Genomic DNA, 25,654 nt, shown 5'->3' with positions numbered 1-25,654 from the left:
GCGGCGAGCGGGGGCGTACGGCCCGCCGCTCCAGTTCTTCCGACGCCGGTTGGCGTGCGCGTGACCTGTGCCCGGAGAGGGGATGTGGGAATGCTGAACGCCGGGATACCGGCGATCACCGAACACGAGACGGGGCCGGTGAGCACCATCGCCGGCCCCGCCCGTTCGTCTGTGCGACGAACGTTTCCTGCTCAGTGGGACGCTACCGCTTCCCCACCTTCCGGGTGGCCCGCAGCCACTCCTTGTTCATGTTCGTGATGGACACCAGCGGGATCCCCTTCGGACAGGCCGTGGCGCACTCCCCGGTCAGCGTGCACCCGCCGAAGCCCTCCGCGTCCATCTGCGCCACCATGTCCAGCACCCGGGTCTCCCGCTCGGGCGCACCCTGGGGCAGCACGTTCAGATGGTTGACCTTGGCGGAGGTGAACAGCATCGCCGCGCCGTTGGGACACGCGGCCACACACGCCCCGCAGCCGATGCACTCCGCGTGCTCGAAGGCGAAGTCGGCGTCGGCCTTCGGCACCGGCGTGGCATGCGCCTCCGGAGCGGACCCGGTCGGTGCGGTGACGTAGCCGCCGGCCTGGATGATCCGGTCGAACGCGGACCGGTCCACGACCAGGTCCTTGATCACGGGGAAGGCCGCCGCCCGCCACGGCTCGATGTCGATCGTGTCGCCGTCCTGGAAGGACCGCATGTGCAGCTGGCAGGTGGTGGTGCGCTCCGGCCCGTGTGCATCGCCGTTGATCACGAGCGAGCACGCGCCGCAGATGCCCTCGCGGCAGTCGTGGTCGAAGGCGACCGGCTCCTCACCGGCCAGGATGAGCTGTTCGTTGAGGACGTCCAGCATCTCCAGGAAGGACATGTCGGAGGAGATGCCGTCCACCTCGTACGTGGACATGGCGCCTTGTGCGTCGGCGTTCTTCTGGCGCCAGACGCGCAGGGTGAGCTTCATGCGTAGCTCCGCTGGGTGGGGTGGACGTACTCGAAGACCAGGTCTTCCTTGTGCAGGACGGGTGCCGCACCGGTGCCGGTGAACTCCCAGGCCGCCGCGTAGCCGAACTCGTCGTCCTTGCGGGCGGCCTCGCCGTCGGGGGTCTGCGACTCCTCGCGGAAGTGGCCGCCGCACGACTCGGCGCGGTGCAGCGCGTCGAGGCACATCAGCTCGGCCAGCTCCAGGTAGTCGACGATCCGGTTGGCCTTCTCCAGCGACTGGTTGAACTCCTCGCCGGTGCCGGGAACCTTGATGCGCCGCCAGAACTCCTCGCGGATCTGCGGGATGCGCTCCAGGGCCTTGCGCAGTCCGGAGTCGGTGCGGGCCATGCCGCAGAACTCCCACATGAGTTCGCCGACTTCGCGGTGGAAGGAGTCGGGAGTGCGGTCGCCGTCGACGGACAGCAGCAGGTTCAGCCAGTCCTCGGTCTCGGTCAACGCCTCCTGGACCGCGGGGTGGTCGGCCGTCAGCGTCTCCTGATGCGGGTTGCGGGCCAGGTAGTCGTTGATGGTGGCCGGGAGCACGAAGTAGCCGTCGGCCAGGCCCTGCATCAGCGCGGAGGCGCCGAGCCGGTTGGCGCCGTGGTCGGAGAAGTTGGCCTCACCGATCGCGAACAGGCCGGGGATCGTCGTCTGCAGGTCGTAGTCGACCCACAGGCCGCCCATCGTGTAGTGCACCGCCGGGTAGATCCGCATCGGCACCTCGTACGGATCCTCGTCGGTGATCCGCTGGTACATGTCGAAGAGGTTGCCGTACCTGGCCTCGACCGCCTTGCGGCCCATCCGCTGGATGGCGTCGGCGAAGTCCAGGTACACGCCCTGTCCGCCGGGGCCGACTCCCCTGCCCTCGTCGCAGACGTTCTTCGCGGCGCGGGAGGCGATGTCACGCGGGACCAGGTTGCCGAAGGACGGGTAGATACGCTCCAGGTAGTAGTCGCGCTCGTCCTCCGGGATCCGGTTCGGCGGGCGGGTGTCGCCCTTGGCCCTGGACACCCAGATCCGGCCGTCGTTGCGCAGCGACTCGCTCATCAGGGTCAGCTTGGACTGGTGGTCGCCGGTGCGCGGGATGCAGGTGGGGTGGATCTGTGTGAAGCAGGGGTTGGCGAAGTAGGCGCCGCGCCGGTGCGCCCGCCAGATGGCGGTCGCGTTGGAGTTCATGGCGTTGGTCGACAGGTAGAAGACGTTTCCGTAACCGCCGCTGGCCAGTACGACGGCGTCGGCGAAGTACGTGTCGATCTTCCCGGTGATCAGATCCCGCGCCACGATGCCGCGGGCCCGCCCGTCCACGACGATGAGGTCCAGCATCTCGGTGCGCGGGTGCATCTCCACGTTGCCCGCGGCGATCTGCCTGCTCAGGGCCTGGTACGCGCCCAGCAGCAACTGCTGGCCCGTCTGGCCGCGGGCGTAGAAGGTGCGGGAGACCTGGACGCCGCCGAAGGAGCGGGTGTCGAGCAGGCCGCCGTACTCGCGGGCGAAGGGCACGCCCTGGGCCACGCACTGGTCGATGATCTCGACCGAGATCTGCGCGAGACGGTGGACATTGGACTCACGGGCGCGGAAGTCGCCGCCCTTGACGGTGTCGTAGAACAGCCGGTGGATCGAGTCGCCGTCGTTGCGGTAGTTCTTCGCCGCGTTGATGCCTCCCTGCGCGGCGATGGAGTGGGCTCGGCGCGGGGAGTCCTGGTAGCAGAACTGCACGACGTGGTAGCCCTGTTCGGCCAGCGTCGCGCCCGCGGAGCCGCCGGCGAGGCCGGTGCCGACCACGATGATCGTGTGCTTGCGCCGGTTGGCGGGGTTGACCAGCTTGGCCTCGAAGCGGCGCTTGTCCCAGCGCTCGTGGATGGGGCCGGACGGCGCCTTGGAGTCGGTGACCGGCTCGCCCGTCGCGTACTTCACGTATTCGGTCATGTCAGCTCACCACTCCGGTCATGACGCCCACGGGTACGGCGATGAAACCGGCCGTGAGCAGCAGCGCGAGGACGTTGGCTACGGTCTTCAGGGCGCGGTCGCGGGCGCGGCTGCCGACGCCGAGGGTCTGCGCGGCGCTCCAGAAGCCGTGCCGGATGTGCAGGCCGAGCGCGAGCATCGCGACGATGTAGATGACGTTTCCGTACCAGGTGGAGAAGGTGTCCACCACGTTCTGGTACGGGTGGCCCTCCTGGAAGCCGCCGGAGTGCACGGTGCCGGTGGTCAGGTCCAGGATGTGCCAGACGACGAACAGGCCGAGGATGATGCCGCCCCAGCGCATGGTGCGGGTGGCGTAGCTCGCCCGGGGCTTGCTGTGCACGTACTTGCTGGGCCGCGCCCTGATGTCGCGGCGGCTGAGCTGGTACGCGGACGTGGCGTGGGCGACCACGGCGACGACGAGGACGATCCGGATGAGCCAGAGCGTCCACTCGTAGTGCATGAAGGGTTCGCCGATGGTGCGCAGCCAGTGGGCGTAGTGGTTGAACTCGCCGGCCCCGAAGTAGATCTTCAGGTTCCCGATCATGTGCGCGACCAGGTACAGCAGCATGACCAGGCCGCTGACGGCCATCACTGTCTTCTTGCCGACGGAGGAGTCCCACATCGTGCGCGCCATGGACGGCCGTCGGTCCGTCCGCGTTGCCAGAGCCATGACCAGCACGCTAGGGGCGAATGACCCGATCGGTCCAAGACATGGTCCAGCTCGTTTCCATAGGGCGAAGCTATCCTTGCATGATGCAGTTCCAGCAGCTCCAGTACTTCGTCGCCGTCGCCGAGACCCGGCACTTCACCCGCGCCGCCGAGCTGGTGCACGTCGCCCAGCCCTCTCTCTCGCAGCAGATCAAGGCGCTGGAGCGGGAGCTGGGCGCGGATCTGTTCCTGCGTGCCCGGGGCAACATCACGCTCACCGACGCCGGTGAGGCGCTGCTGCCGCTGGCCCGGCGGATCCTGGCGGACGCGGACACCGCCCGGTACGAGGTGCAGGAGCTGGTGCAGCTGCGCCGGGGCCGGGTACGGCTGGGGGCGACGCCGAGTCTGTGCACGGGTCTGCTGCCGGATGTGCTGCGCGCCTTCCACGACCGCTATCCCGGCATCCAGCTCTTGATCGAGGAGGGCGGCTCGCACGATCTGGTGCGGGAGCTGGCGCGTGGCGCGCTCGATCTCGCGCTGGTCGTCCTGCCGCTTCCGACGCCCGCGCCCGCGCTGTCGACGGTGGAGCTGCTGCGGGAGGAGTTGGTGGTGGTGTCCTCACGCGAGGCGCCGGCCCCCGGGCGGGGCGGGCGCGTCGTGCACATCGCCGATCTGGAGGGCGAGCGGCTGGTGATGTTCCGGCACGGGTACGACCTGCGGGAGCTGACCGTGGCGGCGTGTCGCTCCGCCGGGTTCGAGCCGGAGTTCGCGGTCGAAGGCGGTGAGATGGACGCGGCGTTGGGGTTCGTCCGGGCGGGGCTGGGGATCGCCGTGGTGCCGTGGATGGTTGCCACGCGCTCCGGTCAGGGGCTCAGGGTGACCCCGCTGGCCCGGCCCGGGCTGCAGCGGGCCATTGCACTGGCTCACCGCAGTGACGTGGCACCGCCGCGGGCTGCGCGGGAGCTGCAGCGGATGTTGCTCGAGCGGTGACGGTGTCGGTGGGGGGCTGCGCCCCCCACACCCCCCACATCAGCCCGTTGCGTCCACCAAGGCCAGGTCGTGGAGTCTCTCCGGTGGGCCCGGGCGCGCGTAGTACCAGCCCTGGGCCGTGTCGCAGCCCAGTATCCGGAGCTGTTCCGCCTGGGCGCCGGTTTCCACTCCCTCGACGGTGACCGCCAGGTCGAGGCTGTGGGCCAGGGAGACGATGCCCTCGACGATCTTCAGGTCGACCGGGTCGGCGGGGAACCGCTGCATGCCCTGGGTGAAGGAGCGGTCCAGCTTGAGGATGCGTACCGGGAGGCGGCGGAGGTTGGCGAGGTTGGAGTAGCCGGTGCCGAAGTCGTCCAGGGCGATGTCGACGCCCATCTCGGCGAGCCGGTGCAAGGGTTTGAGCAGGTCGTCGTCGGCGCCGATGAGGGCGGACTCGGTGACCTCCAGGCACAGGGCGTCCGGCGCGACACCCGCGCGTTCGAGGATGTCGACCGTGTCCTGGACGAGGCCTGGATGGCTGAGCTGGCACGGCGACAGGTTGACGTTGATGCGCAGGGGACCCGCGGCCGTCTCCTCGCCGTGGCGTTCCCGCCAGGCGCGCGCCTGGCGGATGGACTCCTCCAGGACCCAGCGGCCCAGCGGGACGATCAGACCGGTGTGCTCGGCGAGCGGGATGAAGCGGTCGGGGCCGAGGACTCCGTGCTGGGGGTGCAGCCAGCGGACGAGGGCCTCGGCGCCGCGCACGCTGCCGTCGCCGAGGTGGACCAGCGGCTGGTACTCGATGAAGAACTCGCCGCGTTCCAGGGCCGTGGGCAGGGCCGTTGTCAGGCCGTGGCGGGTGATCGCACGGGCGTCGGCCTCCGGGTCGGCGAGTTCGGAGCGGTTGCCGCCCGCGGACTTGGCCCGGTACATGGTGATGTCCGCGCTGCGCAGGACCTCCGCCGCCGTGCGCTCGCCCGCCGGGCCCTCGACGATGCCGAGGCTGCCGCGCACCAGCAGGTCACGGCCGTCGATGCTGACGGGGGTGACGAGGGCGTTCATGATGCGTTCGGCGAGTTCGTCGACCTTGCGGTCGGTGCCCGGGCCGGTGGTCAGGGCCACGAACTCGTCGCCGCCGAGCCGGGCGACCATCTCCCCGGGCGCGGTCGCACAGGACTGCAGCCGGTCGGCGACCTCCACCAGCAGCCGGTCGCCGGCCGCGTGCCCGAGGCTGTCGTTGACGGTCTTGAAGCCGTCCAGATCGAGGTAGCACAGGCCGAAGCGCTGGCCTTCGGCCGCGTTGAGGGCCTTCTCCAGGCGCTCGAAGAACAGGCTGCGGTTGGGCAGGCCGGTGAGCGCGTCGTGGGTAGCCTCGTAGCGCAGCCGGAGGTTGAGCAGCCGGCGCTCGGTGGTGTCCTCCATGAGGGCCAGCTGGTACTGCGGATCGCCGTCTGCGTCGCGCAGCAGGGAGACCGTCAGGTTGGTCCACAGCACCGTGCCGTCGGGGCGGTTGAAGGCCTTTTCGAGGTGGTAGTGCTCGCGCTCGCCGCGGACGAGTTCGTCGTAGAGCTTCCAGGTCTGCGGCGCGTCCTCGGGGTGCACCCAGTCCTGGACGCGGCGGCCGCGCAGGGCCTGGTCGGACTGCCCGAACATGCGCAGCAGCGCCTCGTTGACCTGCAGGACGTTGCCGTCGAGGTCGGCGATCCCGATCCCTATGGCCGCGCCCTCGAAGACTGCGCGGAAGCGGGCCTCGCTGGCGTGCAGCGCCTGCGCGACCACGCCCTGGGCCCTGAGCGCGGCCTGCGCGATGGACTCCTGCTCGGCGAGGGTGCGTTCGCGCAGCGCGTCGGCGAATCCGGCGGCCATCGCGTGCTGCAACCGCGAGCAGCGCAGCCGTGGTTCGTCCTGGGGGCCGTCCTCGGCGCAGTACAGCACCAGATAGGCGTCCACGCAGTCCAGGGTCCGGGTGAGCGCCTCGGGGTCGGTGCAGTGCGCGCCGACCAGGGCGGCGCCGACCGCCTTCGCGCCGTCCGCGTCGAAGCCGCGCGCCCGGAGCAGCTCGCTCAACCGGCGGGCGAGCGGCAGCAGTTGTTTCTCGAACTCGGCCCGGGTCAGCGACGTGGAGGTCACCGCGTAGACCGCCCGGCTCCAGATCGTCGTGAACCGGCGCAGTCTGTCCTCCGGCCCGTCCGGCTCGGCGCTCACGCCGTACGCCCCACGCCGGCGAACCCGGAGAAGGCGAACGGATCCTCGTCCTCCGGCGGCGACTCCGGCCGCCAGTGCGGCATCGGCACCAGTCCCGGTTCCACCATGTCGTACCCCTCGAAGAACCGCGCGATCTCGTCGCGCGAGCGCATGATGAGCGGATTGCGAATGTCCTTGTATACGTCCACCGCGCCCTCGGCCCGCTCGGCGGGCAGCGGGATTCCCTCGTACGAGGCATGCGTGAGGATCAGCAGGCTGCCGGGCGCGAGCGCGTCGCGCAGCTCGGCAACCGCACCGTAAGGGTCGTCCGCGTCTTCCACGAAGTGCAGTATGGCAACGAGGAGGAGGGCGACTGGCCGGTTCCGCTCGATCAGCCGCTCCACCTGGGGGCTGGAGAGGATCTCCCGCGGCTTGCGCAGGTCCGCCGCGACCACGTCCGCGTCGTCGTTTCCGGCCAGCACCGCCTGGCTGTGCGCGACGGCGACCGGGTCGTGGTCGACGTAGACCACGCGGGCGCCCGGTGCGGCCGCCTGGGCCACCTCGTGGACGTTGCCGAAGGTCGGGATGCCGGAGCCGATGTCGAGGAACTGGGTGATGCCCTCCCCGGCCGCGAACCGCACGGCACGGCGCATGAACGCCCGGTTGGCCTGCATGATCTTCGGCAGGCCCGGCATGAACTCCATCGCCTTGCGGGCCGCTTCCCGGTCCACCTCGAAGTTGTGCGAGCCGCCCAGGTAGAAGTCGTAGATCCGCGAGACGCTCGGCACCGTGATGTCGATGCTCCGTGGGGCCCAGGCGGGGCGCTCCATGTATCTCTCCAAGGGTAGGGGACAGGGACAGGCGATCCGGTGTTCGAGCTGAGGCTACTGATCGCCCGGCAAAGGAGCGACCCGAACCGGAAATTGACCGTCCGTTCCCCGCCACTGCCTGCGGCAAGTGCCCGGATGGACCCGCTGTGTGACGGCTGTGCCCACTTGGCGGGCCCGTCCCCGCACACGCGGCCTCCACGCACAACGGTCCGCCCCCTCCGTGCGGTGCGGAGGGGGCGGACCTTCGGTGGCGCTCCGGGCCGGGCGGGGCGATCGACCCTGGGGAGGTGATCTAGTTGCCCGGTGCGCCGACCGGCTTGCCGTCGGGCGAGACGGCGTACCAGGTGCCGCCCACGCCCTCACCGTTGGTGTCGCCGGGGGCCTTGTCCCCGGAGAAGGTGTAGATCGGCCAGCAGTTGACCGTCATCTGCTGCACACCGTCGGGGCGGGTGAAGCCCATCAGACCCTTCTTCTTGACACCCTGGGTGTCCTCGGGCTTGACGATGCCGACGGCCGGCCACTTCTGCAGGCAGGCCCCGGTGCAGTTGGAGATGACCTTGGGCCAGGCCTTGTCCTTGAGGAAGCGGTAGACCGTCATGCCGTTCTTGTCGACGATGATGTCGCCGAGCCTGGGGTCCTTGCGGACGGACAGACCGGGCAGTGCGGCCAGGGAGGCCTTCTTGCCGTTCGGGGCCAGCGCGAACCACTTGCCGCCCACGCCCTGGCCGTTGGTGTCTCCGGCCTTGGCGTCCTTGGCGTAGCGGTAGGCGGGCCAGCCGCCGATGGTGAGCTGCTTGGTGCCGTCGGCCCGGGTGACCTCGCCGAGCAGCGACTTGTCGACGCCGGCGCCGGCCGTGGCGTCATTGGCGGGCACGGGCGGCCAGGTGGTGGCGCAGTCGCCGTCGCAGTTCGACTTGGGCGGGTTGGCGGTGTCGTTGTCGAACCGGTAGAGGGTGAGGCCGGAGCCGTCGGTCAGCACCTTGCCCAGGTTGGGGTCGGCGGCCACGGTGAGCTTGCCCGCGGGGGCGGCCGGGGCCGGGGAGCTGGAGCTCTGGTTGCCGTCGGCGCCGTAACCGTTTCCGGATCCGGTGCCGGCACCGCTGGTCGGGCTGCCCGCGGGCGCGGTGGCCCCGACGTTCTGGGCGGCCGATGCCGGGCTGGTGCCGTTGTCCTGACCGCACGCCGTCGTCAGCGCCAGCACCGCAGCGGCTGTGGCCACCAATGAGGCGGTCCGCCAGGAGGTCTTCATTTCCAACTCCCCATATTCGCCTGGTTGTTGCAGCGCCCTGCCGCGCCGCCGCACGGTCATGGGTACGCACCGAGGGGGCTGGAGCGTTCAACGGGGCGGGGAAGTTCTTCGGGAAAATCTTTCCGCCCCCTGTGACCTGCGCCGTCCTGCATGCCGGCGCGCGGGGTTCGTACGGGCGCGCATATCGCACCAACTACGCTCTTTCTTCGCGTCAAACCACTGATCACGCCATGTCCTCCCTTCGGATCAATACAGGCGCCCGACGGCGTACGACCGGTTTTCGCAGCCCATGATCTCCGCGTGCATGAACCCGAAGTGACCCGATGCGCGCCCGCCGCACGGGTGTTGGCCCTGGTGGCGCTGACCTGGACCCTGGTGGGCTGCCCGGCCGGCACGGCGTCGGCCGACGCCTGCGCCTACGCCTCCACGGGCCCGGACGGCACGGTGGCGGTGGCCTACGCCGGCGACCACTGGCCGACCCCGCCGCCCTGTCCGACGCCCACGCCGCCCCCGCCCCCGCCCCCGCCCACACCGACGCCCTCGCCACCGCCACCGCCACCGCCACCGCCGAAACCGAAGCCGAAGCCGACTCCGCGCCCGGCCCCGAAGCCCACCCCGAGACCGCGGCCGCCGGCCCCGCCTGCCCCGGCTCCGCCGGCACCACGGCCGACACCGCCGCCCACCCCTCCCCCCACGCCGAAGCCGAAGCCCGCTCCGCGGCCCTCGGTGACGCCGGTGAGCTACCCGGCGTACCACCCGCACCGCACCGCACATGTCGCGCCGGGCCACACCACGCCGGTCACCTACGTCCTGCTCATCACCGTTCCCGCGATCGTCGCCGTCGCGGCGCTGCGTCCGCGCTGACGCGCCGGCCGCTCACCTTCTGGAGGTATCCGTTGCCGGATTGGCTTGTTCTCGTCCTCGCGATGCTGGCGGCCTGTGCTGTGGTGGTGGTCGTCACCGTCGTACGGCACAAGCGTGCCCCCGCGGACGAGGATCCCAGCGAGACCCCGGACGTCATCGAGTACATGACGATGTGGATCGGTGTCGTGTACGCTATCGTCCTGGGCCTGGCCATCGCGGGTGTGTGGGAGGCCCGCAGCTCCGCCCAGGACCATGTGCAGTCCGAGGCCCAGGCGCTGCACGAGATCTCGGAACGGGTCCGGGTCTATCCGCCGGACGTCCGTGACCGGATCCGCATGGATGTCAACACCTATGTCGCCTATGTCGTCCACCACGAGTGGCGGACGATGTCCCACGACGAGCGCGTCACCGACCGCGGCGGACAGCTGCTGCGGAAGGTCCGCCAGGACGTCACCGACTACAAGCCGAAGAACGACTTCGAGGCGCAGGCCTACCAGCCGCTCCTGGACCAGATGACCGCGGCCGACCAGGCGCGCAACGCCCGCGCCGACTCCACCGGGGCCACGATGCCGTCGGTGGTGTGGTGGGGCCTGCTCACCGGGGCGCTGGTCACCATCGGCATGGTGTTCGCGCTGCAGATCCGGCGCACCAGACGCGAACTGGTCCTGGCGGGGCTGTTCTCCGCGACCATCGCCTTCATGCTGTTCCTCATCTGGGACTTCGACGCCCCGTTCAGCCGGGGCATCGCGGTGACCGCGGAACCGTTCATGAACCTGTTCCCGGGCGTCACCTGACAGTCCCCCGACCAGGGGGCGTCTCCCCCTGAACGACCGCACGCCCGTGCCCGGTTCGCGCTTCTGCGCCGGCGCGGGGTGCGGTCGTTCCTGGTGTTCCGGTGCGGCCGTGGCAGGCCGGGCGGCGGGGGCCTCAGCTCCGCTGCTCGCGCCGGCGGCGCACGCAGAACGCGCCGCCCCCGACGACCGCAAGGGTCACCAGTCCGGCGCCGACGGCCATGTCGGCCGGCGTGGCGCCGGTGGATCTGCTGCCGCCGAAACCGCCCTGGACGCCGCCGAGCACGGTGAAAGCGGCCGGGCGGACCAGGGTCCTGCCGTCGCAGTGGACCGTGACGTCGTACCGGCCGGGAGGCGCGTCGCGGTCGATGTGGATGGTGCCGCGCGAGCTGTCGTCGCTCCGCCGGTCGAGCTGGGTGGTGGTGAAGGCGGGGGAGGACATGGTGCCCTCGCGGCAGCTGTCCACAGTAACGGCGAGCCGGCCGCCGGCCGGGAGCACGCCCGGCCTGGTGACGATGTTCCGCGGGCCGTCGTCGCGACGTCCGCCGAAGTCGTCATTGTTGTCGGCGAGGTCGCCATCCCGACGGGATTCGTCGCCGCGGCCGGATTCGTCGCCACGGCCGGATTCGTCACCGCGGCCGAATTCGTCGCCGCGTCCGCCGAAGTCGTCACCCCGGCCACCGTAGTTGTGGTCGTCGCCGCCCCGGTCGCCCTCCCAGTTGTGGTCGTCGCCCCGGCCGCCGCCGTCCCCGCGGCCCGCGTCGCGGCTGTGCTCCCCGTTGTCGTTGAAGTGATCGTTGTCGTTGGAATGCCCGTTGTCGTCGAGCAGCCCGTTGTCGTCGAAGTGCCGGTGGTCGTCGAAGCTGCCACTGATGCCGCTGTCCGTGCCGCCGCCGTTTCCCGTGCCGTCCGCGACGGCCACAGGGGCGGCGAAGCCGAGCACCGCGACCGCGGCGCACGCGGCCGCCAGGGCGCGTTGGTTTCGCATCTGAATCCTCCGCGGGAGGCGCCCGGGAACCGTCCCCGGTTGATCGGCGAGAAAACACCTCCCGGAAAGACCCTCGGGCGCGCGGAACACGCCCGCATGTCGAGAATGGTCCGTCCTGGTGAGCCGGCATACCGCACGAAAAGCACACAATCGGATATTGCCGCAGGTCACGGCCCGTCAGAAGTCCTCCGGAAATGGCAACTCGGATGGCGCACCGCACAGGCCGTGGGTCACCCGTTCGCCACTCGCCCCGTCGTCCGCCGCCCGCGCCGGATTTAGCGTTTCCCCATGCGCGATGGACGTTGAGGCCGCGTCGAGAGGGGATGGCGAATGTCTGCGTCCGAGCTTTCCGAGCTTGCCGAAGAGGAGGAGCGGCGGAGGAAGCGGGCCCCGTGGGGTGTGATAGCGCTTGTCCTGCTGACCGGTCTGGCGCTCATTCGGAATGGCTCGGGGGAGTTGGACACCGGTCCGCCGCAGCCTGCCGCGGCGGCGGCCCCGGACAGCCGTGTCGGCGTGGCGGACAGCCGTGTCGGCGTGGGCACCCACTCCACGGCCCCGACCCCGCTCGGGTTCTCCGCCGCCGACCGGGTCCGCATCCCCGCGATCCGGGTGAACGCGCCGGTCATGCCGGTCGGTCTGGACGCGGCCGGCTGGGTCGCCGCGCCGCCGCCGGACGACCCGAATCTGGCGGGCTGGTTCACCGGTGCGGTCTCCCCGGGCGAGAAGGGCACCGCCGTCGTCGTGGGGCACGTCGACAACAAGCGGGGCCCCGCCGTGTTCTACGGACTCGGGGCACTGAGGAAGGGCAACCGGATCGAGGTCCTGCGCAAGGACGGAAAGACCGCGGTGTTCGAGACCTATGGCGTCGAGGTCTTCCCCAAGAGCGGTTTTCCGGGCGACCGCGTGTACAGCTCGAAGGGAACGCCGGAACTGCGGGTCATCACCTGCGGCGGCGGCTTTTCCAAGCAGAACGGTTACGACGGGAACGTCGTCGTCTTCGCCCGTCTGGTCGCGGTGAACTGAAGCCACCGCGGCCGGGCGGGCGAAGTCCCGGGAAACGGTTACACGCGCCGGAGCGGCACGGTCATGTGATATCCGGAATCAAGGAGATGGGGCAGCCATTCACGGATCGCATGGACGGTCTGGGACCGGTCGCCCCCGGCGTCGTGGGAGAGCACCACCACACCGGGGGCGGCACCGCTCTCCACCCGGTCGACGATGGCGGCGGTGCCCGGCTCCATCCAGTCGGTGGTGTCGACGGTCCAGCCCATCGGCTCCATGCCCATCTCGGCGCCCAGTTGGAACGCGGCCCGGTTCCAGGCGCCGTAGGGCGCGCGGAACCACTGCGGGCGCTCGCCGTAGGCGTCCTCGATGACGTCGCTCGTGCGCTTCATCTCGGAGCGGATCTGCTTGCGGTCGAGGGTCGTCAGCAGCGGATGGGTCCAGGTGTGGTTGCCGACGACATGGCCTTCGTCGGCCATCCGGGCCACCAGTTCCCTGTTGTCGACGACGCACTCGCCGCACAGGAAGAACATGGCCCGCACGCCGTACTTGGCGAGGGTGTCCAGGATGTGCGGCGTGAACTGGGGGTTGGGGCCGTCGTCGAAGGTCAGCATCATGCGCCGGCCGCGGCCGGAGATCTGAAGGATGGGCTCGTTGCGGACCTTCAGCCCGCGCGGCGCGGCACGCGGCGGTCCGTCACCGGTGAGCGGCTGGAGCCGGAAGGCGGAGGGTCTCGGTGCCTGACGGGCCTGCGGTCCGGGGGCGGGGGCGGCGGCCGTCCCGGCGCCGTCCTCGGCGCCGCCGGCCACGATGGCTCCGGCGGTACTGGCGGCTCCCAGCGCCGCGGCGCCCGCCAGGAGCATCCGGCGCCGTGTGGGCAAGTGATCCTTCTGCATGATCCATCAGTCGCCCCACCGGACTCCGACGCTCCACAGCGACACCGGTGCGCCAGCGGGAATACACCCGGACGGACCAGTGCCGGGGCCGGCGCGGAACCCGTCATGGGCTTTTGACGGTCATTCAGTCCGCAGACAGCGGTCCGACAACAGATAGGGGGGCGAGTCGAGTTGGCGCACGGGGGAGAGAGCGGGCCGCGGCGCAGGGGGCCGGCGGTGGTGCTGCTGGCGGCGGCCCAGGTGCTGGTCGTCTTCGACACCACCGTCTTCACGGTGGGGCTGCCGTGGATCGCGGTCCGGTCACAGCTGTCCTTCCAGGGGCTGACCTGGCTGCTGAGCGTGTACAGCGTGTGCTTCGCCGCGCTGCCGGTGCTCGCGGGAGCGCTGGGTGAAGCGCTCGGGCGGCGACGCGTACTGATGGGCGGCCTCGCCCTGTCGAGCCTCGCCGCCGTGGCTGCGGCCGTGACGGAGGACTCCGGGGTGCTGCTCGCCTCGCGGGCGGTGCAGGGCGTCGCGGCGGCGGTGATCACAGCCGGTGCGCTGGCGCTGATCGACTCCACGCATCAGCAGGGTCCCGGCCGGGACCGGGCGCTGAGCGTGCACTTCGCTGTCGTCGCCTGCGCCGGACCGGCGATGCTGCTGCCCACCGCCCTGCTGCTGGACGCCTCGGTGCGGGGCGAGACGGTGTTCTGGGTGCAGACCGTCGCCGGGGCGGTGCTGCTGGTGCTGACCCCGGTGGTGCTCACCGAGTCCGCGCCCCTGCCCGCGGCGGGGGCCCGGGTGGGCCGTGCGGCGCTGGGCGTCGTCCCGCTGGCTTTCCTGGCGTGGTTCGCCGACTGGCTCGGTGACCACAGCGTGTCCGCGACGACGGTGGTCGTCATCGCGGTGGCGGGCGCGCTGGTGCCGTCCGCGCTGGGCCTGCTCGGCCGGCGCGAGCGGATGCCGGAGCTGTTCGCCCGGCTGCACAGGGAGCGGGCCGCGTTCGGTGGGTACACGGTGGTGGCGCTGCTGGCAGCCGGCCTGGCCGGTGTCCTGTACGCCCTCACGCTCGCCCTGCAGGTGATCGGCGGGCTGTCCGTGATGCAGGTCGGCTGGGCCCTGCTGTCCGCCGTCGCCGGGGTGCTGCTGGGCTGCCCGGCCCTGCCCCGGCTGGCCGCGCGCATCGGGCTCGGTGCGGCGGTGGCCGGGGCCTGCGCGGTGGCGGCCGTCGGCTTCGTCCTGCTGAGCCGGGAGGACGCCTTCCGCTTCGCCGATGTGCTGCTGCCGCTGCTGCTGGTCGCCTTCGGCTGCGCGGTGCTGGCCCTGCCCGCCGGTTTCGCCCGCTCCGGGAGCGGTGCGCTGCCCCAGGGCCTGAACTCCTCCCGGCAACTGGGCGCCGGCCTGGGCGTGTCACTGTTCGCCGGGGTCGTCTCCGTTGCGATGCGCGCACCGGCGTCCGCCCCCTACGGGAGCCACTTCGACTACCGGGCCTTCGTGGCCGGCGCGGTCCGGGACTGCTTCGAGCTGGGCGTGGCGCTGTGTGCGACCGGCGCCGTGATCGCGCTGCTGACCCTGCCCCGGCACCGCTTCCCGGCCCCCGCCGGGGACCCGGCGCTCAGCGGCGGCGCACCAGCGGGAACGGCAGGCTCTCCCGGATCGTCAGGCCGGTGAGGAACATCACGAGCCGGTCGACGCCGAGGCCGAGGCCGCCGGTCGGGGGCATCGCGTACTCGAGGGCCTCCAGGAAGTCCTCGTCGAGTTCCATGGCCTCCGGATCGCCGCCGGCGGCCAGCAGCGACTGCTGGGTGAGCCGCCGGCGCTGCTCGACGGGGTCGGTCAACTCCGAGTAGGCGGTGCCGAGTTCGGTGCCGAAGGCGACGAGGTCCCAGCGCTCGGCGAGCCGCGGGTCGGCGCGGTGCTGCCGGGTCAGCGGGGAGACGTCGGTCGGGAAGTCCTTGTAGAAGGTGGGGAGTTCGGTGTACTGCTCGACCAGCCGCTCGTACATCTCCAGCACGATGTCCCCGGGCCCGTCGTCGGCGGTGTACGGCACTCCGGCCCGGTCGCACAGCCGGTGCAGCCGCAGCAGCTCGGTGCCGGGCCCGATCTCCTCGCCCAGCGCCTCGGAGATCGCGCCGTACACCGTCCTGACCGGCCATCGCCCGGAGATGTCGTACTCCTGCCCGTCCTTGCGGGCCACCGGGCAGCCGAAGGCGGCGGTCGCGGCGCCCTGGATCAGCTCGCGGGTGAGGTCCAGCATGACGCCGTAGTCGGCGTACGCCTGGTAGGCCTCCAACATCGTGAACTCGGGGTTGTGCTTGTAGGAGACGCCCTCGTTGCGGAAGGTGCGGCCCAGTTCGAAGACCTTCTCCAGGCCGCCCACGCACAGCCGTTTCAGATACAGCTCGGGGGCGATGCGCAGATACAGGTCGAGGTCGTAGGCGTTGATGTGGGTGGTGAAGGGGCGGGCGTTGGCGCCGCCGTGGATCTGCTGCAGCATCGGGGTCTCGACCTCGACGAAGCCGCGGTCCAGCAGGCCCTGGCGCAGAGCCTGTACGGCGCAGGAGCGGGCCCGGATCACGGCGCGGGCGGCGGGGCTGGTGGCGAGGTCGAGATAGCGGCGGCGGACTTTCGCCTCGGGGTCGGTGAGGCCGCGGCGTTTGTCGGGCAGCGGGCGCAGGCACTTGCCGGTGAGCTGCCAGGAGGTGACGAAGACGGTGGGTTCGCCCTTGTCGCTGAGGCCGGTGCGGCCGGTGACGGTGATGTGGTCGCCGATGTCGGTGGCGGCGGTGAAGCGGTCGAGGGCGGCGCCGGAGCCGCTGCGGGTGAGGGCGATCTGGTGGTCGCCGGACCAGTCGCGCAGCACGGCGAAGACGATGCCGCCGAAGTCGCGGACCAGCATGAGCCGTCCGGCCACCGTGACGTCCTCGCCGGGGGGCACGTCGGCGAGGGCGTGGGTGCGGACGGGGACGCCGACCGGGTAGGGGTCGGTGCCGTCGGCGCGCAGCCGGTCGAGTTTGCGGTGCCGTACGCGGACCTGATCGGGCAGGCCCGCCTCCGGAGCCGCGGGTCCGGCCCGCTCCCCTCCGCCGAGGCCGAGCGCCGTCAGGGGCGGCAGCCCGTGGGTGGTGGCGGGCCGCTGCCCGGCCTTCGGGTGCCCCTTCCCCCAGAGCTTGCGCAGAGACGGTACGGAGACGAAGCCCTCGGCGATGCCGGAGGCGAGGCCGATGCGGGCGAGGGAGGCGGTGTCGCCGTAGCAGATGAAGCGCGGGTACCACTCCGGGTGGTACTTGGCGTTGGAGCGGTACAGGGCCTCCAGTTGCCACCAGCGGGAGAAGAACAGCAGCAGTCGGCGCCAGAGCCTGAGGACGGGTCCGGCGCCGATGCGGGCCCCCTCCTCGAAGACCGACCGGAAGACCGCGAAGTTCAGCGAGATCCTGCGGATGCCCAGCTTGAGGGCGGTGGCGCACAGTTCGGCCACCATGAACTCCATGACCCCGTTGGGCGCGGTGCGGTCCCGGCGCATCAGGTCCAGGGAGACGCCGTCCCGGCCCCAGGGCACGAAGGACAGCAGGGCGAGGAGCCGGCCGTCCTCGCCGAGGGCCTCCACCAGCAGGCAGTCGCCGTCGGCAGGGTCGCCGAGCCGGTCCAGGGCCATGGAGAAGCCGCGCTCGGTCTCGGTGTCGCGCCAGGCGTCGGCCTTGTCGACGATCTCCTCCATCTCGTGTTCGGTGAGGGTGGCGTGCCGGCGGATGCGGCAGGTGGCGCCGGAGCGGCGGACGCGGTGCACGGCCTGCCGGGTCACCCGCATGTCCCGGCCGCCCAGGTCGAAGGAGGCCACGTGCACGATCGCCTCGTCGCCGAGCTGGAGGGCGCCCAGTCCGGCCCGGGCGTAGGCGCGGGCGCCGTCCTCGGAGGCGCCCATCACGGCGGGCGCCCAGGCGTAGCGGCGGGCCACGTCCAGCCAGGCGGCGATGGCGTGCGGCCAGGCCTCGGGGTCGCCGACGGGGTCGCCGCTGGCGAGGCAGACGCCGGCCTCGACGCGGTAGGTGACGGCGGCCTTGCCGCTGGGCGAGAAGACGACGGCCTTGTCGCGGCGGGTGGCGAAGTAGCCGAGGGAGTCCCGTTCGCCGTAGACGGCCAGGAGGGCGCGGATGCGGGCCTCCTCGTCGCCGTGCAGGGCGGCTTCCAGGCGCTGGGAACGGAACAGAGTGGCGGCGGCGTTGAGCAGGGCGAGGGCGCCGAGCAGGCCGAGCACGAAGGTGACCTTGCGGGGCGGGCGGCCGGAGAAGGAGCGGCCCGAGACCAGTCCGCCGCACACCCGGTCGGCCGCCCAGGCCAGGTGCTCGTTCGCCGGGAGCGTGCCCGGGAACAGCATGACGAGCGCCCAGCCCAGCAGAATGGCCACCACGAGACCGCCCAGCAGCACGGCGAGCGCCCGCCAGACGGCGCCGTGGCGGGAGGCGGCGTAGAACTCCCCGCGGGCCGCCACGAGCAGGAGCAGGAGCAGGCCGCACAGCACCAGGGACGGCAGCGACTCGGCGTACATGCCGAGGCCCACGCCGAGCGCGTCGGTGAGGACCACCAGGCCGAGATAGACGACGACCAGCCACCAGGCGACCTTCTTGCGCGCGGCGGTGGCGCCGGCCAGCAGGAACAGGAAGACGGCGTAGGCGAGGTTGGCGCTGATGGGCAGGAGCAGCAGGTCGAGGACGTGCACGACCGGCTGGAGCAGGTCGCGCAGCGGTTCGATGAGCGCGAGCAGGGCGCACAGCAGGCCGAGCGCGGCGAAGAGTGTCGCGAAGGCCTCGGGCACCCAGCCGAGGCGCCCGCCGGCGGGCGGGGGTATCGGGGCCGTGGGGTCCCTCCGTGCGGCGGGCTCCGCGCTGGCGGTCATGGTTCCGACTGTAGGAAGGGGTCGCGCGGCTCGCCCGTCGAGGCGCCGGCCCGCTGCGCTGCCCCGCAGGTCGCACGGCCCCGCACCGGCGCGGGAAACCGCGCTTCCGATAGCCTCGAGCCGTGGCGGAACAGCATGCGCACTCACCCTCGGACTCACACCGGTTCGAGCGCGGTACGGACGGGCCGAAGGTCATCATGGTCGGGGTCGACGGCTCCGACTCCTCGCTGCGTGCCGCGGCGTACGCGGGCGGGCTCGCCCGGCGGCAGCACGCGCTGCTGGCCGTGGTGTACGTGCAGCCGGTGCTGGCCGCCGGGGCGGCGCTCGGGGCGCCGGTGGCGGAGACGACCGACGAGATCGCCGAGGACCTGGTCAGCTACATCCGGGAGGCGACCGAGCGGGTCAAGGGGATATTCGAGGTGCGCTGGGAGTTCCACACCTTCCGCGGCGACCCCTACGGCGGGCTGGTGAAGGCGGCCGACGAGCTCAAGGCGGACGCGGTGGTCGTGGGCGCCTCGGAGCAGGCCGGCCACCGGATCATCGGTTCGGTGGCGATCCGGCTGGTGAAGGCGGGGCGCTGGCCGGTGACGGTCGTGCCGTAGCCTCCCGGGATTCTCGCAGCAGCAGCGTCGGGGTCGCGAGCAGCAGGACGCCGGCGAGGGCGATGGCGGTGCGCGGGCCGGTGAGGCTCGCCAGCAGGCCCCACAGGGCGGTCAGGGCGGCCGTGGTGGCCTTGCCGGTGATCGACCAGGCGGACAGGGTGCGGGCGACCCGGTCGTTCGGGGTGCACTCCAGGCGGCGGGTGGCGTACACGGGGTTGTAGACGCCCGAGCTGGTGATCACCCCGAACTCCACGGCCATCACCAGCAGCAGCCCGGGCAGCCCGGGCTGGACGAAGGCCAGTCCGAGCGGCCAGACGGCGCGCAGGGTGCCCGCGGTGCGCAGTACCCGCCGCTGACCGTAGCGGGCGACCAGGGGTCGGGCCAGCCGGGAGCCGAGGAGGCCGCCGAGGCAGGGCACGGCGAAGGCGAGGCCGTACTGCCAGGGGGCGAAGCCGAGCCGGCCGAGCATGAGGACGGCCAGTGGGGGCACGGCGACCATGATCAGGGCGTTGCCCGCGAGGTTGTTGAAGAAGAGGGGCCGCAGGGCCGGGCTGGTGAGGATGTGCCGCCAGCCGTCGAGCAGGTCGGCCGGTCGCAGGCGTTCGGCTCCGGTGCGCCCAGGGCGCGGCTCGCCGCCGCCGACGGCCCGGATGCCCAGGGCCGAGAGCAGAAAGCTGACCGCGTTCGCCAGGACGGTCGTCACGGGACCGAACAGGCCGATCGCGGCGCCGCCGAGGGGCGGTCCGAGGACCAGGGCGGTCCAGTTCGTGGACTCGAACCGGGCATTCGCGCTGAGCAGGCCGTCGGCCGGTACGAGCGTCTTGAGAAAGGCGCCGGATGCCGCGTTGAAGGTGATGTCGGCCGCCGCGACGAGCATGGACACGAGCAGCAGCTGGCCGAGGCCGAGGCCGCCGAGGGCGTAGGCGAGGGGGATGGTGAGCAGCGCGGCGCACCGGATCAGGTCCATCGTCATCATCACCGGCCGCTTGCGCCGGAACTCCACCCACGGCCCGAGCGGCACCGCCAGCACGGCACCCACCGCGGGCCCGGTCGCGGCGAGCAGCGCCACCTCGGCCGGCCCGGCGTGCAGGGCGATCACAGCGATCACCGAGAACGCGTCGAAGGCGAGATAGGTGCCGAGCGCGCTCACCGAGTACGCCGCCCACAGCCATCCGAACTGCCGACCCAGCTTCACGCACAACCTCCCGTTGACCCCGGACATGAAAACCAGCAGGCCGGGCCGGAAGCAAACAACCAGCAGGACAGCAGCCACAACCATCGGTTGTACGCGTACGCTGTGCCGCGTGGATCTCAAAGCGGTACGCACCTTCGTCACCGTGGTGGACACCGGGCAGTTCCAGGAGGCGTCGGCTCTCCTCGGCATCACCCAGCAGGCCGTCTCCAAGCGCATCGCGGCGCTGGAGAAGGAGCTCGGTGTACGGCTGTTCGCCCGGGCCGCGCGCGGGGCGCGGCCGACCATCGACGGGCAGGCGTTCCTGCCGCACGCCCAGGAGCTGCTGCTGGCCGAGGAGCGGGCCCTGGCCTCGGTGCGGCCGGGAGGGCGGGCGCTGCGCGTCGACGTGCTCGGGGCCCGGCTGGCCCCCGCGGCCCTGCTGCGGGAGTTCCATGAGGCGCAGCCCGGCACGGCCCTCGACATGGTGACGCTCTTCGACGCGAGCACGGCCGTCGCCGCCGTACGCGCGGGCAGCATCGACGCGACCATCCGCGCGGTCACCACGCGGCTTCCCGAGGGGCTGCGGTCCGTCCGGGTGCTGGACGAGCCGGTGCAGCTGCTCACCGGGGCGCGGCACCCGCTCGCCGGGGCCCGGTCGGTGACGCCGGCGCAGCTGGCCGGGTACCGGATCTGGATGCCGGGCCTCGTGGACGGCACCGAGTGGGCCGCGTACTACACGACCCTCGCCGCCGAGTTCGGGCTGACCATCAACTCGGTCGTCCCCGACTCCGGCGGGGAGCCGCTGCTCGATGCGGTCGCCGGCTCCGACTCGCTCGCCACCTTCGTCGGCGAGCTGGCCCGGTTCTCCCGGCCCGCCGGGCACGACCTGCGGCGCATCCCGCTCGTCGACCCGACGCCGGTGTACCCGCACTCCCTGGTCTGGGCCGCGGCCAACGCACACCCGGGGCTCGCCGCGCTGCGCGACCATCTCACCGCCCGCCTGCCGGCCCGGCTCGCGGCCCGCACCTGGACGCCCGCCTGGGCCGTGCGTGGCGTCTTCCCTGTGCGGGGCACCTGAGCCATCATGATCCGCCGTCAGCCGTTGCCGTCGGCGAAGAGGTGAGACGCATGGCCGGGCTCCGCGCGGGCGAGGGGATTCTCCGCCGCAAACCCATCGAACACATCGAGGAGACCGAGGTCGGCGAGGGCACCCGGCTGGACCGCTCCCTCGGCCTGTGGCAGCTCACCGCGATCGGGGTGGGCGGCATCATCGGCGCGGGCATCTTCACGCTCGCGGGCACGGTGGCCAACGGCACGGCGGGTCCGGCGGTGGTGGTGTCGTTCCTCGTCGCCGGTGTGGCGAGCGCCTGTGCGGCGCTGTCGTACGCCGAGTTCGCCGGACTGATCCCGAAGGCGGGATCGGCGTACACCTACGGCTATGCGGTGCTCGGCGAGTTCGCGGGCTGGTTCATCGGCTGGGACCTGCTGCTGGAGTACACCGCGATCGTGGCGGTGGTGGCGATCGGCATCTCGGGCTACTTCGGATTTCTCGTCGAGGCGATGGGCGCGAAGCTGCCGCACTGGATGCTGGGGGCGCCGGGCACCGGGGCCGGGCACCGGGTGGACCTGTTCGCGGCGCTCCTGTGCCTGCTGATCGCCTGGCTGCTCAACCTGGGCATGCGCAGCGCGGCCCGCTTCGAGACGTTCGTCGTCGCCCTGAAGGTGCTGGTGGTGCTGCTGGTGATCGGGGTGGGCGTGTTCCACATCGACTCGGCGAACTACCACCCGTTCTTCCCGTTCGGCATCGGCGGTGCCTTCACCGGCGCGGCAACCGTCTTCTTCGCGGTGTTCGGCTACGACGCCATGTCGACGGCCGCCGAGGAGTCCAGGGACGCCCAGCGGCACATGCCGAAGGCGATCATCTACTCACTGGTGATCTCGATGGTGCTGTACGTGGCGGCCTGCCTGGTGCTGACGGGGATGCAGGACTACAAGCACATCGACCCGGAGAGCGGGTTCTCCAGCGCGTTCAAGTCGGTGGGCCTGGACGCGCTGGCGGACGTGATCGCGGTGGGCGCGATCATCGGCATCCTCACCGTGATGTTCACGTTCATGCTGGGCGTGACCCGGGTCTGGTTCTCCATGTCCCGGGACGGTCTGCTGCCCCCATGGTTCGCCAAGACGCACCCGACGCGGCATGTGCCGACCCGGGTGACCTGGATCGTCGGGGTGACCTCGGCCGCCATCGCCGGATTCGTGCCGATCGGCTCGGCCGCCGAGCTGACCAACATCGGCATCCTGCTGGCCTTCGTGGTGGTGTGCGCGGCGGTGATCGTGCTGCGCTACCGGCGCCCGGAGCTGCCGCGCACCTTCCGTACGCCGTGGATGCCGGTCGTGCCCGCGCTGGGCTGCGTGTTCTCGATCTGGCTGATCACGTTCCTGCACTGGCAGACCTGGGTGCGGTTCGCGGCGTGGTTCGTGATCGGGTGCGTGATCTACTTCGGCTACTCCTACCGGCGCTCGGTGCTGGCCGAGGCGCGGCCCGCCGAATGAACCCCCGACTGAGTGGCCGGACCGTTCGTCCGACCGTTCGCCGACGCGATCGACCGTCCGTCGCAGAGCCATGCGCACGCCCTGTCCCCCGGCCGTGCCCTGCGCTGCCATACGGCCATGACGGCCGGAACCTCACTGATCCACCAGGCGGCGGCACGGACCCGCGGGACGACGACCGCCGAACACGAACTGGCCGCGCTCCAGCGCGAGCACGGCCGACCGCTCTTCGCCCTGCTGCTCAGGCTCTGCGACGGCGACCGGCAGCGCGCCGAGGACCTCGTCCAGGAGACCCTGCTGCGCGCCTGGCAGCATCCCGAGGCCCTGCACGCCGAGGACTTCGACTCCGTACGGCCCTGGCTGCTGACGGTCGCCCGGCGGCTCGCGATCGACGCCCGGCGGGCCCGGCAGGCCCGGCCCCCGGAGACCGGCGCCGACATCCCGGAGAGCGCACGGGTGACCGCCGATCACGCCGAACGGGCCGCCGCGATGCTCGATGTCCGGGAGGCTGTGAAGACACTCACGCCGGAGCACCGTGACGTGCTGGTACTCGTGTATTTCCTCGGGGCCAGTGTGGCGGATGCGGCGCAGACCCTGGGGGTGCCACCCGGTACCGTGAAGTCCCGCGCGTATTACGCGCTGCGTGCGCTGCGCCGGGTCCTTCCGGATTATGCGGCCGACCTGCACTGAAACCGGAGGCCGGGTCAAACCTCGGTAAAGCGCCTTGCTGTGGCCCCCGTTCGGGCAATGGGCTGTCCTCATCCGCGTTCCGGGCAGCGGTCGGGGCCGCGACCCCGACGAGGCTCGGGCGACGCGCACGTACCGGAGGAAGGGCAGGAAGGGATGCAGCACAGAGGGCACGAGAGCACGGACGGCACCGACGGCGGAGAACTGGCCGTCCCCATGGCCTGGTTGTACGCCGAGTACATCGCCGACGAGCTGCTGCGCACCGGCGATCTGATGCCGCCGACCTCCTTCGAGTTCCGGGCCGGCCGGGACGCGCTGGCGCTCACCGTCTTCCTGTCCGACACCGACGGGGAGCTGTCCGGCATCCGGGTGATCTCCCAGCTGGAGAACTGGCTCTCCCTGACCGCCTACGACCAGCCGTGGCGGGACTGGGTGGGCGAGCGCATGGCCGAGCTGGCCGAACGGGCCGAGCGGTCCGGCACCCGCTCGCCCGACCTGGCCCTCGCCGCCGACGCCTGGCGCTGGCTGGAGGAGACCGAGCTGCTCGCGCCGGACCTGGACGCGGTGCCGGGCGGTGGCGGGCCGGCCGGCGAGGACGACGGGCCGAAGGTGTGGACACCGGCGTGGCGGCTCGGGCTGCCCCTCGGGCACCTCGCGATCCATCTGTTCTGAGCCGTCGCTCCGGGGCGTTCTGAAGTTTTCCGGAATCGGACCAATCCGCGGGCCGCGCGGCTCCGAATCTCTCGTCCGGGATTCTGCGGGTGGCTTGAGTGATTCGGCTGTCGGCTGCGTACGGGTGGGTGCACGGAGTAACCCCACCCGCACCCATCGGCACGAGGATTCGGCATGAGGTCCCTGGAAAGGCATCGCGACGTCGGCGCGTACGCGCTCGGCGTGCTGGACGAGGCGGAGGCCTTCCGCTTCGAGGACCACCTCATGGAGTGCCCCCAATGCGCGGCACAGGTGACCGAATTCGGTCCCGCCACACGGCAGTTGATGCTGTACCGCCGGGCCACGCCGCGCTTTGTGCACCCCATGGCACAGCCCGGTCCCCGGCTGCTGGACCGGCTGCTCGGCGAGGTCGCGCTCCGGCATCGGGCGCGCCGCCGGCGCTTTCTGTACGGCCTGGCCGCCTCCGTGGTGCTGGCCGTGGCCGGTCCGGGGATCGTGGCCTTCGCCGGCCATGCGGAGCCGGTCGCGCAGGTCGCCGCCGCGACCGATCCGAAGACCGGGGTGTGGGCCGAGGTCACCGCCGACGACGGGGATACGGGCAGCCGGCTGCTGCTGAAGGTGAAGGACGGCACCGGCCCGCATGCCTGCCGGCTCGTCATCGTGGGCCGCGACGGCTCCGAGGAGGTCGCCGGCACCTGGATGGAACCGGGTCACACCACCAGAACCTTCACCGCGCTCGGATCCTCCACGATGCACGCCGACGACATCGCCCGCTACGACGTACGCACCATGGACGGACAGCACCTGGTGTCCGTCGACGCGCCGTAGCCCCTACTTCAGCAGCCGGGACAGTCTGCGGTCGGCCAGGGGCTTGCCGCCCGTCTGGCAGGTGGGGCAGTACTGCAGCGAGGAGTCGCTGAAGGAGACCTCCCGGATGGTGTCGCCGCACACCGGGCAGGGCTCGCCGGTCCGGCCGTGGACGCGCAGGCCGCTCTTCTTCTCCGCCTTCAGCCGCCCGGCGGCCAGGCCCCGGGAGCGGTCGACCGCCTCGGTGAGCGTCGAGCGCAGCGCCGCGTGGAGCCGATGGGTCTCCTGGGGGGTCAGGGAGGCGGCGAGCTTGAACGGGGACATCTTCGCGGCGTGCAGGATCTCGTCGCTGTAGGCGTTGCCGACCCCCGCGATCAGGGACTGGTCGCGCAGGGCGCCCTTCAGCTGACGTCTCTCGTCCTTGAGCAGGGCGGCGAGGCGGTCCTCGTCGAAGTCGGCGGCCAGCGGGTCCGGGCCGAGCCGGGCGATGCCCTCGATCTGCCGCGGATCGCGCACGACGTACACCGCGAGGCGTTTCTGGGTGCCGGCCTCGGTGAGGTCGAAGCCCTCGCCGGTCTCCAGGGCCACGCGCAATGCGAGCGGTCCCTTGCCCGGCTTGGGCGGGCCGGACGGCAGCCGGTCCTTCCACTGCAGCCAGCCGGCCCGGGCCAGGTGGGTCACCAGGTGCAGCCCGCTGTCCGCCGCCAGGTCCAGGAACTTGCCGTGCCGGTGCACGGCCGTCACCTCGCCGCCCTCGAAGGCGGTGACCGGAGGGTCGTACGTCTTCAGGACGCTGACGGCGACCGGCAGCACCCGCGCCACCCGGCGGCCGACCAGGTGCTCGGTGAGGAAGTCCTTCAGCGCTTCTACCTCGGGCAGTTCCGGCATGGCTCCAGAGTGCCATCCGGCACTGACAAAGCCGGGTCAGCCG

General features: G+C 71.6%; 22 protein-coding genes. 11 read left to right on the top strand and 11 right to left on the bottom strand.

Going from position 1 to position 25,654, the window contains the following annotated elements; translation table 11 throughout:
* Positions 1-202 precede the first annotated feature (202 nt).
* The 3 genes from ACFYOH_RS33170 to ACFYOH_RS33160 are packed head-to-tail and all read right to left on the bottom strand — an operon-like array spanning position 203 to position 3,571.
* Positions 203-952: a succinate dehydrogenase/fumarate reductase iron-sulfur subunit gene (locus ACFYOH_RS33170; protein ID WP_388633352.1), complete on the bottom strand. Its 750-nt coding sequence runs from the start codon at positions 950-952 to the stop codon at positions 203-205.
* Positions 949-2,898, bottom strand: coding sequence for a fumarate reductase/succinate dehydrogenase flavoprotein subunit (locus tag ACFYOH_RS33165; protein WP_388633349.1), 1,950 nt, complete (start codon positions 2,896-2,898; stop codon positions 949-951). Before ACFYOH_RS33165 ends, ACFYOH_RS33170 begins: the two co-directional genes overlap by 4 nt.
* Position 2,899: 1 nt before the next feature.
* A complete protein-coding gene (locus ACFYOH_RS33160) occupies positions 2,900-3,571 on the bottom strand; it encodes a succinate dehydrogenase (protein WP_388633562.1) in 672 nt (223 codons plus the stop codon).
* Between the two features lie 119 nt (positions 3,572-3,690).
* On the opposite strand from ACFYOH_RS33160, the gene ACFYOH_RS33155 reads away from it, so the two are divergent.
* Positions 3,691-4,575: a LysR family transcriptional regulator gene (locus ACFYOH_RS33155; RefSeq protein WP_388633559.1), complete on the top strand. Its 885-nt coding sequence runs from the start codon at positions 3,691-3,693 to the stop codon at positions 4,573-4,575.
* Positions 4,576-4,614: 39 nt separating this feature from the next.
* Here the strand turns inward: ACFYOH_RS33155 and ACFYOH_RS33150 are convergent, their stop codons facing one another.
* From ACFYOH_RS33150 to ACFYOH_RS33140, 3 genes are all read right to left on the bottom strand, one after another.
* Positions 4,615-6,759, bottom strand: a complete 2,145-nt coding sequence (locus ACFYOH_RS33150) for a putative bifunctional diguanylate cyclase/phosphodiesterase (protein ID WP_388633347.1) — start codon at positions 6,757-6,759, stop codon at positions 4,615-4,617.
* Complete coding sequence (locus ACFYOH_RS33145; protein ID WP_388633344.1) at positions 6,756-7,568, bottom strand: SAM-dependent methyltransferase; 813 nt, start codon at positions 7,566-7,568, stop codon at positions 6,756-6,758. The genes ACFYOH_RS33150 and ACFYOH_RS33145 overlap by 4 nt, the downstream gene beginning before the upstream one ends.
* Before the next feature lie 292 nt (positions 7,569-7,860).
* Entirely contained in the window at positions 7,861-8,817 is a 957-nt protein-coding gene (locus ACFYOH_RS33140) for an SCO0930 family lipoprotein (protein ID WP_388633341.1), read from the bottom strand.
* 735 nt (positions 8,818-9,552) lie between these two features.
* Between ACFYOH_RS33140 and ACFYOH_RS33135 the strand changes: the two genes are divergently transcribed.
* Together ACFYOH_RS33135 and ACFYOH_RS33130 are read left to right on the top strand one after the other, a co-directional pair.
* A complete protein-coding gene (locus tag ACFYOH_RS33135; protein WP_365324601.1) occupies positions 9,553-9,681 on the top strand; it encodes a hypothetical protein in 129 nt (42 codons plus the stop codon).
* Between the two features lie 32 nt (positions 9,682-9,713).
* Complete coding sequence (locus ACFYOH_RS33130) at positions 9,714-10,475, top strand: hypothetical protein (RefSeq protein ID WP_388633338.1); 762 nt, start codon at positions 9,714-9,716, stop codon at positions 10,473-10,475.
* A gap of 133 nt (positions 10,476-10,608) precedes the next feature.
* Here ACFYOH_RS33130 and ACFYOH_RS33125 read toward each other — a convergent pair whose 3' ends face one another.
* Entirely contained in the window at positions 10,609-11,460 is an 852-nt protein-coding gene (locus ACFYOH_RS33125) for a hypothetical protein (protein ID WP_388633336.1), read from the bottom strand.
* A gap of 330 nt (positions 11,461-11,790) precedes the next feature.
* Between ACFYOH_RS33125 and ACFYOH_RS33120 the strand changes: the two genes are divergently transcribed.
* On the top strand, positions 11,791-12,483 hold the full coding sequence (locus ACFYOH_RS33120) for a class F sortase (RefSeq protein WP_388633333.1): 693 nt from the start codon (positions 11,791-11,793) through the stop codon (positions 12,481-12,483).
* A 38-nt stretch (positions 12,484-12,521) separates the two neighbouring features.
* Here ACFYOH_RS33120 and ACFYOH_RS33115 read toward each other — a convergent pair whose 3' ends face one another.
* Positions 12,522-13,358 (bottom strand): polysaccharide deacetylase family protein, encoded by an 837-nt coding sequence (locus ACFYOH_RS33115; RefSeq protein ID WP_388633330.1) that lies wholly within the window; start codon positions 13,356-13,358, stop codon positions 12,522-12,524.
* A gap of 216 nt (positions 13,359-13,574) precedes the next feature.
* Between ACFYOH_RS33115 and ACFYOH_RS33110 the strand changes: the two genes are divergently transcribed.
* Complete coding sequence (locus tag ACFYOH_RS33110) at positions 13,575-15,008, top strand: MFS transporter (protein WP_388633327.1); 1,434 nt, start codon at positions 13,575-13,577, stop codon at positions 15,006-15,008.
* Here ACFYOH_RS33110 and lysX read toward each other — a convergent pair.
* Positions 14,953-18,231 (bottom strand): bifunctional lysylphosphatidylglycerol synthetase/lysine--tRNA ligase LysX, encoded by a 3,279-nt coding sequence (gene lysX / locus ACFYOH_RS33105; protein ID WP_388633323.1) that lies wholly within the window; start codon positions 18,229-18,231, stop codon positions 14,953-14,955. The two genes, ACFYOH_RS33110 and lysX, sit on opposite strands and share 56 nt — an antisense overlap.
* Before the next feature lie 122 nt (positions 18,232-18,353).
* Between lysX and ACFYOH_RS33100 the strand changes: the two genes are divergently transcribed.
* Positions 18,354-18,833 (top strand): universal stress protein, encoded by a 480-nt coding sequence (locus tag ACFYOH_RS33100; RefSeq protein ID WP_388633320.1) that lies wholly within the window; start codon positions 18,354-18,356, stop codon positions 18,831-18,833.
* Here ACFYOH_RS33100 and ACFYOH_RS33095 read toward each other — a convergent pair.
* Positions 18,769-20,055 carry an MFS transporter gene (locus ACFYOH_RS33095; RefSeq protein WP_388633317.1) on the bottom strand — a complete coding sequence of 429 codons (1,287 nt, stop codon included), beginning with the start codon at positions 20,053-20,055 and terminating at the stop codon, positions 18,769-18,771. The genes ACFYOH_RS33100 and ACFYOH_RS33095 overlap by 65 nt on opposite strands.
* Positions 20,056-20,137: 82 nt before the next feature.
* On the opposite strand from ACFYOH_RS33095, the gene ACFYOH_RS33090 reads away from it, so the two are divergent.
* The 5 genes from ACFYOH_RS33090 (at position 20,138) to ACFYOH_RS33070 (ending at position 24,744) form a co-directional block, all read left to right on the top strand.
* Complete coding sequence (locus tag ACFYOH_RS33090) at positions 20,138-21,085, top strand: LysR family transcriptional regulator (RefSeq protein WP_388633314.1); 948 nt, start codon at positions 20,138-20,140, stop codon at positions 21,083-21,085.
* A gap of 50 nt (positions 21,086-21,135) precedes the next feature.
* Positions 21,136-22,560, top strand: a complete 1,425-nt coding sequence (locus ACFYOH_RS33085; protein ID WP_388633311.1) for an amino acid permease — start codon at positions 21,136-21,138, stop codon at positions 22,558-22,560.
* Positions 22,561-22,677: 117 nt separating this feature from the next.
* Entirely contained in the window at positions 22,678-23,247 is a 570-nt protein-coding gene (locus ACFYOH_RS33080) for a sigma-70 family RNA polymerase sigma factor (protein WP_388633308.1), read from the top strand.
* A 153-nt stretch (positions 23,248-23,400) separates the two neighbouring features.
* Positions 23,401-23,916, top strand: a complete 516-nt coding sequence (locus ACFYOH_RS33075) for a hypothetical protein (RefSeq protein WP_388633306.1) — start codon at positions 23,401-23,403, stop codon at positions 23,914-23,916.
* Positions 23,917-24,090: 174 nt separating this feature from the next.
* Positions 24,091-24,744, top strand: a complete 654-nt coding sequence (locus ACFYOH_RS33070; protein ID WP_388633304.1) for a zf-HC2 domain-containing protein — start codon at positions 24,091-24,093, stop codon at positions 24,742-24,744.
* A gap of 3 nt (positions 24,745-24,747) precedes the next feature.
* Here ACFYOH_RS33070 and ACFYOH_RS33065 read toward each other — a convergent pair whose 3' ends face one another.
* Positions 24,748-25,611, bottom strand: a complete 864-nt coding sequence (locus tag ACFYOH_RS33065) for an Fpg/Nei family DNA glycosylase (protein ID WP_388633302.1) — start codon at positions 25,609-25,611, stop codon at positions 24,748-24,750.
* Between the last annotated feature and the right edge of the window lie 43 nt (positions 25,612-25,654).

Source organism: Streptomyces sp. NPDC007856, assembly GCF_042868225.1.
Lineage (GTDB): Bacteria > Actinomycetota > Actinomycetes > Streptomycetales > Streptomycetaceae > Streptomyces.
The sequence above is the reverse complement of the archived record's forward strand: the minus strand, read 5'-3'. Positions and strand labels throughout refer to the sequence as shown.